Annotated in this window: 18 protein-coding genes; 14 read left to right on the forward strand and 4 right to left on the reverse strand. The window is 42.7% G+C overall.

From position 1 onward, the window contains the following. Positions 1 to 69: 69 nt before the first annotated feature. A complete protein-coding gene (locus MA_RS06850; protein ID WP_011021340.1) occupies positions 70 to 4356 on the reverse strand; it encodes a PAS domain S-box protein in 4287 nt (1428 codons plus the stop codon). A 726-nt stretch (positions 4357 to 5082) separates the two neighbouring features. On the opposite strand from MA_RS06850, the gene MA_RS06865 reads away from it, so the two are divergent. Beyond that, positions 5083 to 5277 (forward strand): hypothetical protein, encoded by a 195-nt coding sequence (locus tag MA_RS06865; protein WP_157860119.1) that lies wholly within the window; start codon positions 5083 to 5085, stop codon positions 5275 to 5277. A 394-nt stretch (positions 5278 to 5671) separates the two neighbouring features. Here MA_RS06865 and MA_RS06870 read toward each other — a convergent pair whose 3' ends face one another. Continuing rightward, positions 5672 to 6607, reverse strand: a complete 936-nt coding sequence (locus MA_RS06870; protein WP_011021342.1) for a nucleoside recognition domain-containing protein — start codon at positions 6605 to 6607, stop codon at positions 5672 to 5674. Between the two features lie 205 nt (positions 6608 to 6812). Between MA_RS06870 and MA_RS06875 the strand changes: the two genes are divergently transcribed. The 4 genes from MA_RS06875 to MA_RS06890 all read left to right on the forward strand — a co-directional run bounded on the left by MA_RS06875 (position 6813) and on the right by MA_RS06890 (position 11195). Then, the gene (locus MA_RS06875; protein WP_011021343.1) at positions 6813 to 8468 is read left to right on the forward strand and encodes an ABC1 kinase family protein; all 1656 of its coding nucleotides are present in this window, start codon (positions 6813 to 6815) and stop codon (positions 8466 to 8468) included. Between the two features lie 122 nt (positions 8469 to 8590). Next, positions 8591 to 8830, forward strand: coding sequence for a heavy-metal-associated domain-containing protein (locus MA_RS06880; protein ID WP_011021344.1), 240 nt, complete (start codon positions 8591 to 8593; stop codon positions 8828 to 8830). Between the two features lie 239 nt (positions 8831 to 9069). Then, the gene (locus tag MA_RS06885; protein WP_011021345.1) at positions 9070 to 9318 is read left to right on the forward strand and encodes an SHOCT domain-containing protein; all 249 of its coding nucleotides are present in this window, start codon (positions 9070 to 9072) and stop codon (positions 9316 to 9318) included. Positions 9319 to 9899: 581 nt separating this feature from the next. Continuing rightward, positions 9900 to 11195: an APC family permease gene (locus MA_RS06890; RefSeq protein ID WP_048065084.1), complete on the forward strand. Its 1296-nt coding sequence runs from the start codon at positions 9900 to 9902 to the stop codon at positions 11193 to 11195. A gap of 378 nt (positions 11196 to 11573) precedes the next feature. Here the strand turns inward: MA_RS06890 and MA_RS06895 are convergent, their stop codons facing one another. Further along, on the reverse strand, positions 11574 to 11819 hold the full coding sequence (locus MA_RS06895; protein ID WP_011021347.1) for a hypothetical protein: 246 nt from the start codon (positions 11817 to 11819) through the stop codon (positions 11574 to 11576). Positions 11820 to 11975: 156 nt separating this feature from the next. On the opposite strand from MA_RS06895, the gene MA_RS25175 reads away from it, so the two are divergent. Beyond that, a complete protein-coding gene (locus MA_RS25175; RefSeq protein WP_011021348.1) occupies positions 11976 to 12245 on the forward strand; it encodes a YHS domain-containing protein in 270 nt (89 codons plus the stop codon). 205 nt (positions 12246 to 12450) lie between these two features. Here MA_RS25175 and MA_RS06905 read toward each other — a convergent pair whose 3' ends face one another. Further along, entirely contained in the window at positions 12451 to 13182 is a 732-nt protein-coding gene (locus tag MA_RS06905; protein ID WP_011021349.1) for a sulfite exporter TauE/SafE family protein, read from the reverse strand. Positions 13183 to 13652: 470 nt separating this feature from the next. On the opposite strand from MA_RS06905, the gene MA_RS24415 reads away from it, so the two are divergent. From MA_RS24415 to MA_RS25185, 8 genes are all read left to right on the forward strand, one after another. After that, positions 13653 to 14558, forward strand: coding sequence for a hypothetical protein (locus MA_RS24415; RefSeq protein WP_011021350.1), 906 nt, complete (start codon positions 13653 to 13655; stop codon positions 14556 to 14558). Position 14559: 1 nt separating this feature from the next. Then, positions 14560 to 14877 carry a hypothetical protein gene (locus MA_RS06915; protein ID WP_048065086.1) on the forward strand — a complete coding sequence of 106 codons (318 nt, stop codon included), beginning with the start codon at positions 14560 to 14562 and terminating at the stop codon, positions 14875 to 14877. A 6-nt stretch (positions 14878 to 14883) separates the two neighbouring features. Beyond that, positions 14884 to 15015 carry a hypothetical protein gene (locus MA_RS29320; RefSeq protein ID WP_281085356.1) on the forward strand — a complete coding sequence of 44 codons (132 nt, stop codon included), beginning with the start codon at positions 14884 to 14886 and terminating at the stop codon, positions 15013 to 15015. 82 nt (positions 15016 to 15097) lie between these two features. Then, positions 15098 to 15247, forward strand: a complete 150-nt coding sequence (locus MA_RS25180) for a YHS domain-containing protein (RefSeq protein WP_083755885.1) — start codon at positions 15098 to 15100, stop codon at positions 15245 to 15247. Between the two features lie 11 nt (positions 15248 to 15258). Continuing rightward, positions 15259 to 15414, forward strand: coding sequence for a hypothetical protein (locus MA_RS26655; protein ID WP_157860120.1), 156 nt, complete (start codon positions 15259 to 15261; stop codon positions 15412 to 15414). Continuing rightward, entirely contained in the window at positions 15411 to 16370 is a 960-nt protein-coding gene (locus MA_RS06920; protein ID WP_011021352.1) for a 2-hydroxyacid dehydrogenase, read from the forward strand. Before MA_RS26655 ends, MA_RS06920 begins: the two co-directional genes overlap by 4 nt. 11 nt (positions 16371 to 16381) lie before the next feature. After that, the gene (locus tag MA_RS06925; protein ID WP_011021353.1) at positions 16382 to 16612 is read left to right on the forward strand and encodes a hypothetical protein; all 231 of its coding nucleotides are present in this window, start codon (positions 16382 to 16384) and stop codon (positions 16610 to 16612) included. A 215-nt stretch (positions 16613 to 16827) separates the two neighbouring features. Continuing rightward, a complete protein-coding gene (locus tag MA_RS25185; protein WP_226990785.1) occupies positions 16828 to 17133 on the forward strand; it encodes a heavy-metal-associated domain-containing protein in 306 nt (101 codons plus the stop codon). The last annotated feature ends 12 nt before the right edge of the window (positions 17134 to 17145 follow it).

The raw sequence follows: 17145 nt of genomic DNA on the forward strand, positions 1-17145 counted from the left end.
TAATTGTTTAGGGCTGACGCTTAATCAAGTTCTAAGCATTATCAAAATTAATTGTTGTAGAGATGACGCTTACACTTGATTATATTCTGTTACAGTGAATCTTATAGTGAATTCGATCCCATTTTCTCTCTTCAGTTCAAGTTCCCCGTCTAACTGGTCTACGAGGGAAGTTACCAGCTGAAGCCCAAGGCTGCCAAGATCTTCAATATCAAGGTTTTCAGGAATGCCTGCACCATTGTCTGAAACGGTCAGAACAAAATCGGTACTCTTATTTCTCTCCTTTTTGTGTTCTCCATTTTCTTCTCTATGGAGTTTTATTCGAATTTCCCCTTCTTCGTCTTCAGTAAATGCATGTTTGAAAGAATTGGAAACGAGTTCGTTGATGATTATCCCCAAAGGGACTGCAGTATCCATATTAAGGAAAATGTTTTCTTCCAGATCCATATTTAAGCAGATATTTGAATTTCCAAGCCTGTATGTCTGGAAAAGATTTTCAGCGAGTTCCTCAATGTACGGCGAAAAGTTAAGTGTGTCGAGCCCTTCACTTTTGTGCAGTTCCTCATGGATAAGAGCCATGGATATTACTCTGTCCTGACTTTCCCTGAAAGCGTCCATAACTTCTGAATTCATTATATATTTTTTGTTACCGAACTTTTCCGCCTGAAGGTCAAGAAGGGAGGAAATAACCTGCAGGTTATTTTTGATCCGATGGTGGATTTCCTTTTTACGGGCAATCTCGATAGTTGCCAGAGATTTTTCTGCCTCTTTCCTCTCGGTAATGTCGAGAACAAAGGCTATGCCTTCATTGCTCTCCTTATCGAAGGTAGCTATCCCGACGATGACAGGTACACGCGAGCCATCTTTGCGTGTGTACTCCTTCTCGTAGGGCGTATTCATGTCTGAGGCTTTCAGTTCCGCGGTGGCGTGCTCATCCAGGTGACGGTACTCCGGTGGAGTTATCTTGTCCCATTTAACCCTTCCAGCCTGCAGGTCCTCGCGCGTGTAACCGACTATCTCCAGTAACTTATCGTTGGCGTCGATTATCGAACCGTCCAGATTATAGTAAAACACACCGAGTAGATTCGATTCGTAAAACCGGCGCAGGCGCGCTTCGCTCTCCCTCAGCGCCTCCTCTGCATGTTTCCTCTCTGTAGTGTCTCTGGTAATAGCTGAGATAGCCACAAGCTTTCCATAAGAATCAAAAACCGGAGAAATAGTCAATGAAACATTTATTGTTGCACCATCTTTTTTTAACCGTAACGTTTCGTAGTTCTTGATCTTTTCTCCCTGTTTGATCTCTCCAATAAATTGGCTTATTTCTCCTTTAAGATTATCCGGTTCGAGTATTGATACATTTTTTCCCAGTATTTCTTCAGCTGAATAGCCATAAATCTGCTCTGCACCCTTATTCCAACTGGTAATAATACCTTTAAGAGATTCAGTTATAATAGCATCGTTCGATGATTCTACAACATCCGCCAGTATCCGAATTTTCTCTTCAGCTTCTTTACGTTCAGTAATATCCTGAACTATTCCCTTCAGTCTACCAGGTATATTTTTCTCATTGAAGATAACTCTGGACTGCATATTGACTGTGCGTTCTTCCTCGTTAGCCAGGACAATCCTGAATTCAATGTTGAAAGATTTACCATTCAGAATATTCTTATAGGCATTGTCCATATCTTCTCTATCGGTGGGGTGGACATAACTTAAGAATTCATTGTAAGGTGGGGCTGATTCTTGAGGATTGAGTCCGAAAATACGATACATTTCCTCAGACCAGTATGCTTTATCGGTCTCAATGTCCCACTCCCAATTTCCAATGTGAGCTATTTTTTGAGCTTCGGAGAGCCTTCTCTCTTCTTCCATTAATGATTTATAAGCTTCTTCAAGTTCAGCTGTACGTTCCTTAACTTTTTCCTCCAGATTTTCATGTGCTTTTTTTAGAGCTTCCTCCGCCTTTTTGCGCTCTGTAATGTCTACGAATGCAGAAACAGATCCTCGTGGGTTGCCCTGCTCGTCAAGCAGGGATCTGGCGTTGCCCAGTACATGTCTTATCTCACCGTCAGCAGATACAATATCCAGCTCGCAGTTGTTTACCTCTCTACCTGCAGCGGCCATCTGCGACGGCATATTTTCAGGCGGGATCTCTCTCCCGTCCTTGAATAGCTCAAACATTTCGGGCCTCTCTCCTTCAGGAGCGGATTTGGAAAAGTTTGTACCCACGGGAACCCGCAGCCATTCATAGGAGAGGCGGTTACCGGTTAGCTGACCCGCCTGGGGGTCGTGTGTTATAAACACAGCAACAGGCACGGCATCTAATACTGCTTCCAGTTCATCAGAGTGAGCTTGCTCACGTTTTTCGCTTTCCCGCAGCGCGTCCACCAGTGCATCACGTTCCGCAAGCGACCGGGCCAGCTTGACATTGCTGTAGCTTAGCTTTGAGAACATGCTAGCAAGCTTCATGAAAAAAGCCATACCTGTGTCCAAAGCTTCCCTGCTCAGCCGGGGAACTTTTTCAAGCGCTGCTATATATTCCTCTTCATTGAAACCGTATTTTCTGGCCTGGGATCGAAAGAGTTCGTAGTCTGGAGTTTCGTCTTCAAAAAAGAACTGCCCTGAGAAGATATTGCCGACGTGCTGGCCGCCCACCATGATGGGAGTTGCAATGTCCCACATGTTGTTCTTGCATCTGTACAGCTTAAACTCTCCCGGGGAAACACCCCCGGATAGCTTCGTGTCGCTTTCTACACAGTGCTTGCAGGTTTCGAGGTTAACCCTGTGGAATTCGGTGCAGATATCCTGCCATCCTACACCCGCCAGAACATTGCCTTTGAGATCGATCAGGCTCATGGGAATGTGAGCAAGCGTATAGAAATCATCCATAAGGGATTGGATCGCCTGGGAATCAATGATATCTGCCAGCTCCAGGTTCCCAATTTCCCGAGAGGGGGAGAGAATGCTCTCCAACTTCAGCCTGACGCGCTGTTCACTCTGGCGCAGAGCCTCCTCTGCCCGCTTGCGATCGGTAATGTCAGTGAGCATACCCAGGGAACCTGTAAACTCGCCTCCCTTATTAAAAAGGGCTTTAGCACTTATAAGCGTCCATACGGGAGAGCTATCCTTACATATTAATTTAAGTTCGTAGATCTCATTGATACCCTGCCGTCTATTGTCCATATTCCGGTTGAGGATATCCCTACTTTCTTCATCGACAAAGTCCCATAAAGATCTGCCAATCATTTCTTCCAGACTGTATCCTAAAATCTCCGACATTTTCTTATTTGAATAGGTAATCCTGATCCCAGAGTTAATTATAAATATACCTTCATTGGCGGTTTCCACGATATTGCGGTATTTTTCTTCGCTTTCTTTAAGCCTCTCTTCAACTTTTTTGCGTTCATTGATATCACGGGCAACATAAATACTCCCAATGAGTTTTCCTTCAGAATCATGTAGTGGCGAGGCGCTTACCACGAAATAACCCCCAAGACGGTTCTCGCAAACCTCTGCGGTATGCTCAACTCCGTCATTAAGAAACTGCCGGTGCGGGCAAAAAGAGGGAGGACTATCTGTCCCGTGGATAACGTGATAGCAGGTTAACTCTGTGCATTCTTCCGGTGTCACCCCCAATTTTGCCTTCATGGCTCTGTTTGCACGAATAACTCTATACTTATCGTCGACTATGGCTATCAGGTCCGGCACAGCATCAAAGGTATATTCCCAATTTTTTGCAGCCTGAATAGCTTCTTTTTCCGCCCTTTTCCTTCCGGAATTTTCTATCCTCTCCCATTTTTCTTCCCTTTTGATCAAAGCAAATTGATGGTTTGAGACCACATCAATAACCTCAGTTGTGCTGCACATATCGAGATAATATGGGCACAGAGCTATCACGTGGCTTTTGCCGATAATAGCATCCACTTTATTTTCATAATCAATAAAGCCACTCCAGCCTTCTTTTTCCAGCCAGCGATTGTCTCCTGCAGCTCTGAGCCCGTCATAGCCTCTTGCCAGAGCCTTATCGATTTTTTCAACCCAACTATTTACGACTCCATCCGGGTCGAAAATACCACCCTTCAGATATCCATGAGTGTAAGGGACGATTTCGATTTGCCCTTTCTCCAGATAAACATCGATATCAGGAATAGCTCTTTTCATTGCTGCTTTTGCCTCTTCTACTTCCAGAGGTTGTGAAATAATCCACACGCAAAGCTCGTTATTTTCCAGCCCTGCTTTGAAATAAGGAACCAGTATGTCTATCAGGTCTTCTTCTGTGTGGTAAAACTGACAGAAATGTGTTCCCCACGGCACATCTCCAACAATATCAATACCGGAATTTCTCAGTTTTTTTCTCATTCCATATTTTCTCCAGGTTTGAGGATATAATGGCAAAAGATGGCAAAACTCATTGCTTCCAGGATGTTCGGTTCTATCTTTTCCACACTTCCTAATTTATATTGGCAGGATCCCACTCTTTACAGGTTACCAGAAGACTTTTACAGCAATATTCAATCGCCTTAAAGAAAGTAAATTCTATAATCTCTTTTCCACCAGACTTTGAGTTTTGGGATCGTCTCTCTAAGTATCGGATTATATTACCAAAGTATTTGCAACTACTTATTATATAAGTATTATATATAATTATAATTATTAAAAATATTAAACTATGTTTCTCGCATATCAGAACTTCCACCAAAAGAATCAGTGATGGAAGGAATGAATCAGTGACTGAAGGAACGGTTGAATTATCTTTCCTGACTCATAAAAACTGTATATATACTGTTGAAACTTGCTCTTGGCAGGTGCGAATTACTCCGAAAAGTGTATCTGTTACTTGGAAATATTGAAGTGAAAAAGGATGGGTAGTGGGGGCGAGTCATTGATCAAATCTGAAAAAACGAGCACATATCCCATGTTTGAAATAAATATGGAGATATTTGGAGGCTTCTGGTTTTCAGTAACTCACCCCTACGACCAAAGGATGATAAATACGAATACTACCTCAAGTCTCTGGAAACTGCAGAGTTTAATCCTAAAATTTACGTCCGAAATTGTTACCATTTGATACTCCGCATGCAGAAAATGGATCAAAAAGAATTAATGAAGCTCATACCATTGTCGAAAGGACAAAATGAAGAAAAGTACTTTGATCTTTTCCTTGAAGCATTGAACAACAAAATTAATGGTAATAAGTATGAAAAGGGTGAGCTTCCAAGTAGCTTGGCAAATGAACTTGAAAAATTTCAGGCTATATCTGCTCAGCTATCCTGGCCTTGACTCCAATTTCTCTTTTTTAAAATGAATAAAGGAGGATTTACTCAACTTTTACTGATTCCATACAGTGCAGCCCCAATTGCTTCCGTGATCTGCGGCTCAGGAGGTACGTAGAGCGAAATACCAAGTTCTTTTTCCAGAAATACCTTGATCCCGCGTTTTTTGCGACACCACCCACGAAAACAACGTTTTGTTTTAATCCTATCTGGCGGACCATAACCGCAACCTTTCTGGCGATATTTTCAATGAGCCTACTGCTATATCTTCTTCTTTAAATCCTCTAGCCCGGAGAGATATAACATCGGACTTGGCAAACACAAACGAAGGAATTTTTTGATATGAAATGGAAAGGAGCGATTACACTTGCAGTTATCTCCTTCGTCAACTTATTCTCATTTTAAAACACTATCAAAATTACTCCCGTAATCCCCAGCATAACAAAGATTCTGAGAGTCTGAGAAATCAGAATAGTTTTCATTCCTATTTTGGGACCGAAGATCCCAACGTAATGCGGGATGTAAATTCTCAGTGTCCCGAGGCTTGTAACGATATTGCCTACCAGGAGGACGATTATGACTTCGATTCCGCTTAAGATTCCCTGCTCCATGAGGTTTGATGCAAGCGTGTAGGCTGCAAGGTGGCTTGCAAAAAGGGCAGCAATTACCGGGAGTCCTTCGACAGGTACAGGCAGATAAGCCGAGACAGGTTCCAGATATGAGCCAAGGGTGTCAAAGACTCCCAGGTCTGTCAGAACAAAAACCAGAATGGTTACCGGGATCATTACCTTGAAAATCCTGATTATGGTTTTCTTCGAAGTCCCGAGGCTTTCTTTAAAAGCCGTCTTTAATGCCGGAGGTTCTTTTTTTTCAAAGTCTTCAAAACGCACTTCTTTTTCTTCAAGCAGGAAATGCCCAACAATAAGGACTATCAGGGTTTTTACAAACCCCACAAAGGTTATCAGGCCCACATAAATGATCCCTGTCGTCCCGAGCAGGGGGACAAGTATCGGGAGCAGGGTCCTCCAGTGCATGACAATTGCAGGAAAAGAGTTCAAAACCGAAGCTATGATCAGTTCATCTTCTTTTATGATTCCTCCATCGTACATGCTTTTAAGTGAAGCATTGGCTGAGGATGTGGATGCAAAAGCCGTAAGGAAACTTACCCCGCATTCTTTTTTGAGGTGGGCGTAGTTTGTAATCGGCTTTACCAGGAAATCAAATTTATAGAACCAGCCGAGGCTTACCAGAAGTTCGGCAAGGACAACTCCAAGGATTATTGAGGGACCTGTTTTTAAAAGGTACTCAGCTGAGTGTATGAGGGAGGCAGGTAACATTCAATGGTATTGAAGTATCAGAGTTTATCAATTTATCTAATAACTCATAACAATTTTTTCAATGACAAAACAGGATAGTTAATTTATCCAGCTTTTCAAAAGCAGGGAATGGTATGTTCTTAAATCTGCTCAACTATGTTCTTAAATATGTCCCAGAGTATATTCCAAGAAACTATATTAAACAATAGTAGCTAATTCCTGATGAATGCTGGGGAAAACAAAGCGCTATCTCGAGGTCATAAAGGTTCTTTTGAAGTACAACCTTATCCCGGAACTCTACCGGGAACTGCGTACAGATTATATTTCAAATACGGATTGTACCTGTGCTTTTGATGTTGAGAACCGGAAGACGGCGGTAAAACTCAGGCAGGCTTTCGAAGAACTCGGACCAACTTTTATTAAGATGGGGCAGACCATGAGCAAGCGGCCTGACCTCGTGCCCCAGCCTTATGTTATAGAGATGGCAAACCTTCAGGACAGGGTTAAACCCCTGCTTTTTGAGGAAATGGCTGAATCTCTTGACCTTGCCTGCATCTGCGAGTATATCTCTCCCGAGGACAGGAACAGGAAAAAAACTGAAGAGGAACTGAAGGCTTCAAAGGAGAGAAGAGCTAAAGCTTTCATTGAAATTTTCGATAGTTTTGATACAAATCCTATAGCCTCCGGTTCGATTGCACAGGTTTACAGGGGCGTCATCGAAGGCAAGCCGGTGGCTGTCAAGATTCTTCGCCCGAACCTCATTGATACTATAAATATCGACCTTTCTATCCTGGACGATTTTAAGCCTGTGATAAAAAAAGTACTCGGGGTAGGAAAGAAATTCGATTTCGATGCTTTTTTACGAGAAATCCGGGAGATGCTTACCCGGGAAGTTGATCTTCGAATCGAAGCAGTCAGTATGAGGCGTTTTGAGGACAATTTTAAGAATGTGAAAAATGTCGCCGTGCCGAAAATCTGTCCCGAATACTGTTCAGTCAATGTCCTTACAATGGAATTCATTCAGGGGACCCAGATCAAGGACATTATCGACATGCCTGTACCCCAGAGCAAAAAATCGGAATATACGCGTACGATTACCAAAAGTTACCTGAAACAGGTCTACATCGACGGTTTTTATCATGCAGACCCTCACGGTGGCAATATGCTGGTCGAGGAGGATGACACCATTGCCTTCATCGATTTCGGGGCTGTCGACAGTATCGATGACGAGCTCAAAAAGAACATGCTTGAATTCTACTATGCTATCAATAACAGGGACGTGGAAGGCGCAACTCAGGGCTTCCTCAGGATAGGGGGCGCAGATCCCAGAGATGTGGATGTCTGCAGACTCAGGAAAGATATGGACGACCTTATTGCAAACCAGAACTACGGGCTTGAAGGTAGGCAGAGTGACAACTACGCTAAACTCGGCCTTAAATATGATATCCGGCTTCCCGGAGAATTTTCAACCCTTCAGAGGGCAATCCTGCTTATCGAAGGGGTCTGTCTTGAACTTGACCCCCGGTACAACATTAAGACCATTGCAATCCCTGTCCTTATGGATGCCTACAAGAAACTCGATTCCTCCAGGGGAACTGCCCTTCATATCGAATTTTCCACCGAGCCCGTGGACGAGAAAGCCGAACTAAGAGCTACAATCAGGGAGCTTGCCGATAAAATGGAAGACATGGGGGACAGGTTCCTCGAAGGAAAGCAAAAAGAAAGCAAGCGCAGTGTTTTCTCAAGAGAGTTTTTCCTTTCTGTCCTTCTCGTTGTCTCGGCTTATATCCTGTTATACGGAGACACCTTTTCCTGGATCGGGCTTCTCGGGTTTGGGGTAACGGTTCTGATAGCCCTCATTACTTCATTGCACAGGGAATGAAAGAAAGTTAACTCTTCAATACAAAAGTTCTAATAAACTGGAATTAAAATAATACTGTACAGAATAATAGTTGCCATATCGGTTCTGCTTTATAAGTATCGACAAAACCGGGTGAGTCAAAATTGGGATCTATAACAGGGAAGGGGGTGTTTTCTCTGGTACAGGAAACCATAAAAATTGAAGGTATGGAATGCGATCATTGTGTAATGAGAGTGGGGAGAGCTATTGCTTCCGTGGAAGGGGTAGTGGAAGTTGATGTGAGTCTGGAAAAAAAGGAAGCAGTTGTGGACTTTGAGGACAACAGGACAGACTCCGGAAAAATAAGGGATGCAATCCGGGAAGCCGGGTACGAGCCCTTATAATCCGGTTTTTATGTTGATCTATATTTTTCTGTTTGGCTTGGTAGTAGTAAAAAACTTCCGGCAAACTTAAGTCCTGAGGTCGGTTACTGAAAATCAGGTTAAAGAGAAGATCTGTTCTCATATCTGGATTAATTTAAGGAATGGGATCCTCTGTCGTATTGAGAATTAAGCGGTAAGTCTTTGCACCTGGAATTATATATAAAAATACGTGAATATTATTCCCAAGGACTATTCGGGGAGTGGTTAAAATAGACGGATTTATGGACAATTACGGTTACGGTATGATGGGATACGGAGGTATGTTTTTCGGGCTCCTTTTCTGGATTCTTTTAATTGTGGTAGCTTATTTGCTAATCAAATGGCTTGTCGAGCAGAACAAAACCCGTGGTGGTGAAGAGAAGTCTGCGCTGGATATTGCGAAGGAAAGGTATGCTAAAGGCGAAATTACCGAAGAAGAATTTGAAGAAATGAAAAAGCGCCTGGTATGAGACGGAAACGTGGGTATCGAATCGATTCCCCAATTTCACAAGCAGCGTTGAAACCTGTTTAACCAAAAATATGTGGGGATATCGGAGATATTTGCCAGGGGAAAACATAAAATATGCCTGATCCCTTGACGTTAAAGGGTTGAGGAGATCGGCAGATGGTTAAACGATTGAAACTTTGGACCCTCCGGAAGTTGCACTTTTCAAATTCCCGGTGCAACTGTTAGCAGGCATAAGAATGTGATCCGTCTATGTGTCAGGATGGAGGATATTGCCGGACCTTAATGGACCTGCACCTGGTAACGGGCTTCAGTCTAATTGTGCTCTTGCTTGCGCATATTTCTATGAATTCATGGTGGACGAAGTTCGGTTCCGATTCTCAAAAGTTTGCGAAAAGAGTAGTATTCGGGGTTAAACAGATTCGGCTTTGAAGATGGATTAAAAAATTTCAGGTATGAATTGTTACGTGCTGAAAGAGAAAAAGTTAGTTCGGTAAAATCTTCTATAGGAACCGGTAGATTTTCTGTTCATGCATCCCATTTGAATATTTACAAAAATACATGAGAATTTGGACGGAGCCAGAAATGAATAGATATGAATCAAATAGTCTAACACTTACTGGTGCCGTATCTTTGGGCACCGGTGTTATGATTGGTGCAGGTATTTTTGCACTACTGGGACAGATCGCCGAACTGGCTGGAATGTTATTTCCAATAATATTTCTTATAGGTGCGGTTGTAACCGCTTTTAGCGCATATTCTTATGTTAAATTTTCCAACACTTATCCTTCAGCCGGAGGAATTGCCATGTACCTGGAAAAAGCATACGGAAAAGGGGTAATGACCGGTTTTGGTGCGTTACTGATGGCTTTTTCCATGGTGATCAATGAAAGTCTTGTTGCGCGTACTTTTGGGACTTATACAATACAACTCTTTAATATGGATGAGGGCAGTTTCCTTGTACCGCTTTTAGGTGTTGGGTTACTGGTCTTTGCTTTTGCAGTTAATATCTCTGGCAACCGTGTGATTGAAAAATTTTCTTTCTTTATGGCTTTAATAAAAATAACCGGTATTGCTATCTTTGGAATTGTTGGCTTATGGCTTGCAGACTTTTCTTTTACTTACACGTCTACGGATGCGATGGCAACTACAACGGAAGAATATTTAGCAGCCGTAGCACTGGCCGTACTTGCTTACAAGGGTTTTACAACAATCACTAACAGTGGCTCGGAGATTGTTGATCCTCATCAAAATGTGAGTAAAGCAATAGTTATTTCCATAGCAATCTGTACAATTATTTATTTTTTAGTATCTCTGGCAGTGGCAGGCAGTCTTACTCTACCTGAAATCATTGAGGCAAAGAATTTCGCACTGGCAGAGGCAGCAAGACCGGTTTTTGGGAATTACGGTTTGTGGTTTACCGTAGCATTAGCGATTATTGCAACAATTTCCGGTATAATTGCCAGTGTCTTTGCAGTGTCCCGCATGCTTGCCATGTTAACGGACATGGATTTAATACCCCACAGGCATTTTGGCATGCCGGGTGATATCCAGAAGCATACCCTTGTTTACACGATTGTCGTCGCTATATTGTTAACAATCTTTTTTGATCTGAGCAGGATTGCCTCTCTTGGAGCAATTTTTTATTTAGTTATGGATATTATGATACACTGGGGGCTTTTACGTAATATGCGTGAAAAAATTAAAATAAGATCTTATATAGTCATTACGGCAATCATTCTTGATGCTGCTGTGCTCAGCGCTCTTCTGTTGACAAAAGCATCTACCGATACTTTATTGGTAGTCATATCCCTGATAATGATGTTACTTATTTTTGCTGGAGAAAAACTGTTTTTACGTTCACACCCGAATCAGGAATGACAACAAGATTTAATATCGAACCTAACTTTAATGTTTTAAAAAGCAGAAAGATATCTTACCATTGCAAGGGTATTCTTAAAATATAGTTTTTTTTCCATTCCTGTACAAAGATATTCGATGGGATTACATCTCAAACAAAAATGTACATGTTCTTTTGATTTAATAAACCGTAGTAATGCTATAGAGCCCCGGCTTGCTTTTGAGGAATCCGGTCCAATTTTTATAAGATCTGGCCAGATGTTATGCAAACATTCCGATCTGCTTACTTCTACCTATATCCAGTAACTGGAATAATTGCAGGATAAGGTTAAACCTCTCGAGTTTGAAAAGATGCGAGAATCCTTTGAAACCGAATGCATTTGCGGAATCACATCCGGGTCAAACAAATTTATTATAGAATATCCCGAACAAGTATGCGAAAATAAAAGAAATGATTGCAGCTTCGATCATTCCAGCAATTATACCGGTTAGAGTTAACGAGAAGAACATATGCCATTGTCTCATCATCTCAACAGCACCAGTGTAAATCCCTAAATTTCCAAGTATCCCGAGCAGACCCATGATAATTGCAGAGACTATTGCTGCAGCCAAGCCAAGTGCTAATGGTTTTAATTGTTGTTCCATTTATTTCCCCCCACTTTTAACTATTATAGTCCTCTGGATTAATGAAACATAAAGTTTCTCAGAGTCAGGTATTTTCAATGGGCTTTTACGTTAGTGTTTTTAATAAGCCGAAGACTATACTGCTAACGATGAAACGGGTTCTGGGATGAACTCATTATGGGTGAGCTCATTATTAATCAACATATGATCCAGATTGACCCCATTTGTGGAATGCCTGTAGACACCGAAAAAGCTCAGTTCAAGGCGGAAATCAGGGGTGGCACATATTATTTTTGCAACGAGGAGCATAAACGCAGCTTTCTGGAGAACCCAAGAATCGCCTATTTCTCCATGGAAGTGGGCCTGAAGAATGAAATGCCCACCTGCATCTACCATCGTTTCTCTTCTCCATGTACCGGACTAAGTATTGTAGATTCTCGATATTAATAACATGTAAAATAAGGCAATTATCTGATTAGAGGAATTAAAAAAATGCTCTAATGCCTTTGAAAAGGATGACTATATACAGGGGATTCCTTGCAGGCATGTGTTTTTATCGCCTAATTTATATTGTCAGTTTATTATAAGTCCAACCAGAAGCATAACATCACGAAAAATGCACAGAAACTATAGAGCAAAAGATACCATCAGACTAGGGAAACAACACCAGTTTCAGGCCCAATAAAAGTATAAATACTGCTACAAAGTTTCTGAATTTTCCCTGGGGTATTTTTTCAACCCATCTTTTCCCAATCATTGCCCCAATCAAAGACGCTGGTATGAAGATCAAAAAGCCCGATAAAATGACAGGATCTAACCAGGCACCGCCTTTGATATACGTTGCTATCCTTGTAGAGTCGATCATAAAAGATATTGCACCTGCGGTTGCGATATAAACGGCTTTCTCCAGGTTGAAAGCGTTCAAAGCTACCGCATTTATCTCTCCTCCGATGCCGAAGATGCCTGCAAAAAATCCGGTAATGGCTCCACCGGACATTGCTACCGACAACCTCCGGCTAAGCTTGAAGGTCTGGTTGAAGGTGATGAAAAGGACATAAGCCAGGAGGAACAACCCTAAAGCTCTTGAAAGGACCTCCTGGGAGATTCTCAAGGATAAAGATGATCCTATGAAGCTTGTGACGATACCGGGAAGGCCGAAGGCGAGGAAAAGCTTCCATCTTATGCCTTTCCGGAATAAGAGTATTTTCCAGATATCGTTAAACCAGTGAATTATGCCCACCAGAAGCAGGGTCTGAGACAGAGGAAATACCATCAGAAGAATGGGCACCATAATTGTGGATATCCCGAATCCGGCCAGAGTCCCGATCACGCTTGCCAGCAGCGTGAGCAGAGCTATGAAAATAGTTTCCTCATACGCAAGCATACTTTTGTTATATTGACTGCGTTAATGCATTATGTTTTCGGGATCAGATCCAGATCTAAAAGAAGTGCCCATTGGGGTTTAGGCTTTTTAAAGGATATAATAAAGTATTATACCAATCATAACAATTATTATTATCATATTTTATTATTATCGCGATATCTTACTGACGTGAACATATTTTGCCGTGCCTATATTTTTGTTAGAAAAGGACGTCCATGAAGGTGTTCTTTGGGGCAGCTCGTGCTATAAGGCACTATTGAATGGGAGTTTGTATGTCGAACAGTTTTGCAGATAAAAAGGGTTCTGAACATACATTCATAGGTAGAAAAAGACATTTTTGGTGCCGGGATATGGAATATTTGAGAAGCTTTGAAAACAGGCAGTACTGGGGGTTCTAAATTCCTGAGGAATCAAAGCGAAGGCAAAAGGCATCGGATAAAAAGACCTCGGACATATACATAGGTCTGGTTTTGCTTCTGGTCATAAGCGGCATTGCTATGATGTATGAAAGCTGGATAGGCCATGCTCTGATAGCTCTCATCAGCCTTTTACTGATTATCTACGCTCTTGCAACCGGAGCTATGCTCAAAGGAAGAATAAAAAGAAAGCCGGGGAATATTTTCAGGTTTCATGGAAGAAGTGGTATTTACTTTGGAGCCTTTATCCTGGGCTCGTTTACCTATGGTTTATTGATGAGATTGCAGCACGGAGAGCCTATATTAGCATCCATTCACGGAAAACTGGGTCTGATTATAGTTCTTATTGTAATTCCGCAGGTAATTCCAAGTCTGGTTTTAAAGAACCGAGCCAGCTACAGAGGATTGCACAAAATAATGGGATACTCCCTGGCTCCAATCCTGGGCATTGATGCCAGCTGGGGCCTGTACAATGGTGTTGCCGCCGGGACAAAAAGTAGTCTGGTCCTCTTTCATTCGATATCAGGTGGCCTGGCTGCCCTTGCTCTGGTCAGGATCTTTCTGGAAATGTTATATGCGACAGATAAGTCACTTGCAAGAGCCAGGATAGCAAGCTATTTTGCGGCACTTCTGGTAACCGCGGGGTGCTGGATCGCCGGAGGCTACAACTATCTAACGGCCTATGGTTCTCAGGTAAAACCTGTGATCCTTGCAGGGCCGAACTCCTGGGTGCATGAGATAGTGATGGAGGCAAAAGAGCACATCTTTGTTTTCCTTCCAGTAATCGTTTTTGCTCTGTCCATTACCCTCCACATCTTCGATAGAGATGCTTTCCTGGGTGATGTGAAATTTAGGCGCGCTCTGACGATGGTTGCCTCCCTGTCACTCTTTATGGTATTACTCATATTCCTGATGGGAGCGATTATATCAAATGCTGAAAAAACGGGAACGGGGGTTTGAAATGAAGGAATCGGCAACATTCATCACATCAGCTTCAATTACCGTATTTTTAATCGGCTGTACCATCATCATCCATGATTTGTCAGCCGGTTTTAGACAATCGCTGGCAGAACTTACGGGTCATCACTGGATATCCGTGAGCATAATAACGATAATATTATTCATGCTCTCTTCCGGGCTTCTGCTGGGCTCGAAGAGTGTGAGAAAGTCCCTGAAGGCTTATGACGTAGGTTTATGGCCGAATGCCCTGACAGCCGTGACCTTGATCCTGATTATTGGAATCCTCGCAGAGATAATCGCTCGCTTTTTAATGGAGTGATATCTGATGTTTTCAATGTTGGGCTGGAATTATGTCTTTCTGGCAAAAAGTGAGGAAAAAGAAGGTCTGGCGGAGTTTGGAGAAGTATATCTCAGCTACACTGCAGGAACTTCAGAATTTATCCCGTGCTCTGGATGATTTGAGAATTCCGACTTTATGGTTAAGCATCGGGTGATAAAATAAAAATAACTTGACGCATCTTTAATCATTGGGGGTTATTATGACGGTAGTTGATCCTGTTTGTAAGATGAAGCTGGACGAGAAAGAGGCGAGGTTCAAGAGTGAGTACAATGGAAAAACGTACTACTTCTGTGCCCTTTCGGATAAAAAGAAGTTTGATGAACATCCAGAGAAGTATATCGAGTCCTGAGGGTGGCAGGTATGAGGAACCTGGACCCGGGCAAGATGGGATGTGAAAGCAAGTTAGCTATCTTCAGGTCAAAGCACGAAGGCAAAACGTACTGTTTTTTCAACTTTTCCTGCAGGAAGTTTGACGAGAATCCCGTGCAGTATTTTAATTCCCGGGGTGGCGTATGAAGATAGTAGTAGCAGACTCTATATTTCTGACGGATGAGTACAGAAAGAGGCTCGAAGCGTTGGGTGAACTCGAAATTTATGACAGTGTTCCTGTCTCGCTTGACGAGTTCATTGATAGGATTAAGGACGCAGATATTGTAGTGGTGGGAAGGTACGGGGTCAGTGCCGAAGCTTTGCGTTCTGCACCCAGGTTGAAGATGATCTCCCTGTGGCAGACAGGCTTTGACAATGTAGATCTGGAGGAGGCCACTGATCACGGAGTGATTGTTTCGAACGTCCCCAGTTATGCCTTCGAGTCGGTGGCAGAGTTTGTCTTTGCTTTAACCCTTAATTTGCTCAGAAGAGTCCATCTGGCAGATATGAACCTGCGAGAGGGGTTGTTCGACTGGAAGTACTATGTGGGCAACCAGCTCATGAGTAAGACCATAGGTGTTCTGGGAACGGGCGAAATAGGCAAGAGGGTGATACAGATCGCGCATGGATTCAATATGAATGTGCTCTCTGTAACGGCTCACCCCAGTCCGGAGAGGGCAAAGGCTCTGGGGGTAAAGTTCGTCGATCTGGACACTCTGCTCTCTGAGAGCGATATAGTCACATTGCATGTGCCTCTTACACCCGAAACAGAGCATATGATAGGTGCCCGGGAGCTGGCAAAGATGAAGCCCACTGCTATATTGATTAACACTGCCAGGGGGAAAGTTGTTGAGGAAGCTGCACTTATGGAAGCTCTTAAGGAAAAAAAGATTGCCGGAGCAGGGCTGGATGTCTTTGAGAGGGAGCCGCTATCCATGGACAGCCCTCTGTTGGAGATGCATAATGTGGTACTGACTCCACACATTGCCTTTCTATCTGAGGAATCTTTGGATGAGTGCACGTACATAAGTATTGAGAACGTGGAGATGTTTGCGAAGGGAAAGCCCCAGAATGTGGTGAATCCCTCGGTGTTAAAAGGTTAAGGAGTCTGCAGATGGCCAAACAGCTCAAGCTCCAGATTCTTAATGTTTCACTTTTTATCCTGCTTCTGTTGCAGCTGTTAATGGGCATAAGGCTGTGGTTCGTCGATTTGTTGGGATGGGAGGATTCCCAGATCTTAATGAGCCTGCACCTGGTAACGGGTTTCAGTCTGGCCGTGCTCGTACTCGCGCATATCCATACGAACTGGTGGTGGGTAAAGTCTCAGTTCGGATTCTCAAAATGAGACAGAAAAACTTAGTTGTGGATTCTTCCGTGATCAAGAATTGAGGTTTTTGGAACAATCTCGATGTAGCATCACTGTTAAGCCAGGATTCCCTGCACATTATTATTCTAGCATTCAGTAAATTTATTCGATAAAATAATCTGGATAAGTATTGGGGTTTAAACAATTACTCAGTAAACTATAAAAGTCGAAGGTATGCCCTCGGGCATTGTGTAATGAGAGTCAAGAAGGCAATTGAAAGTATGCAGGGCGTACAGAAAGTAGATGTGAGCCTTGAGAACAAACAGGCTGTTGTTGAGTTCGACGAAGGAAAGACCAACGTCGAGAATGTCAAAGTTGCGGTAAAGGAAACCGGATACGAACCCCCTTTAAAAACAGGCTTTTGCTTTTTTCAATTCCTACTTTTTTACTCTCTCAGGCTTAATGAGAGGGCCACTTTTCCCTGCCTATCCGGCCTGGGGACGCAAAGAATTATGCAGAAGACCGGACATATATCTGTTCAATCATGCAGTAGTCCATAAAATTATTATGTT

The organism is Methanosarcina acetivorans C2A, from assembly GCF_000007345.1.
Taxonomy (GTDB): Archaea; Halobacteriota; Methanosarcinia; order Methanosarcinales; family Methanosarcinaceae; genus Methanosarcina; species Methanosarcina acetivorans.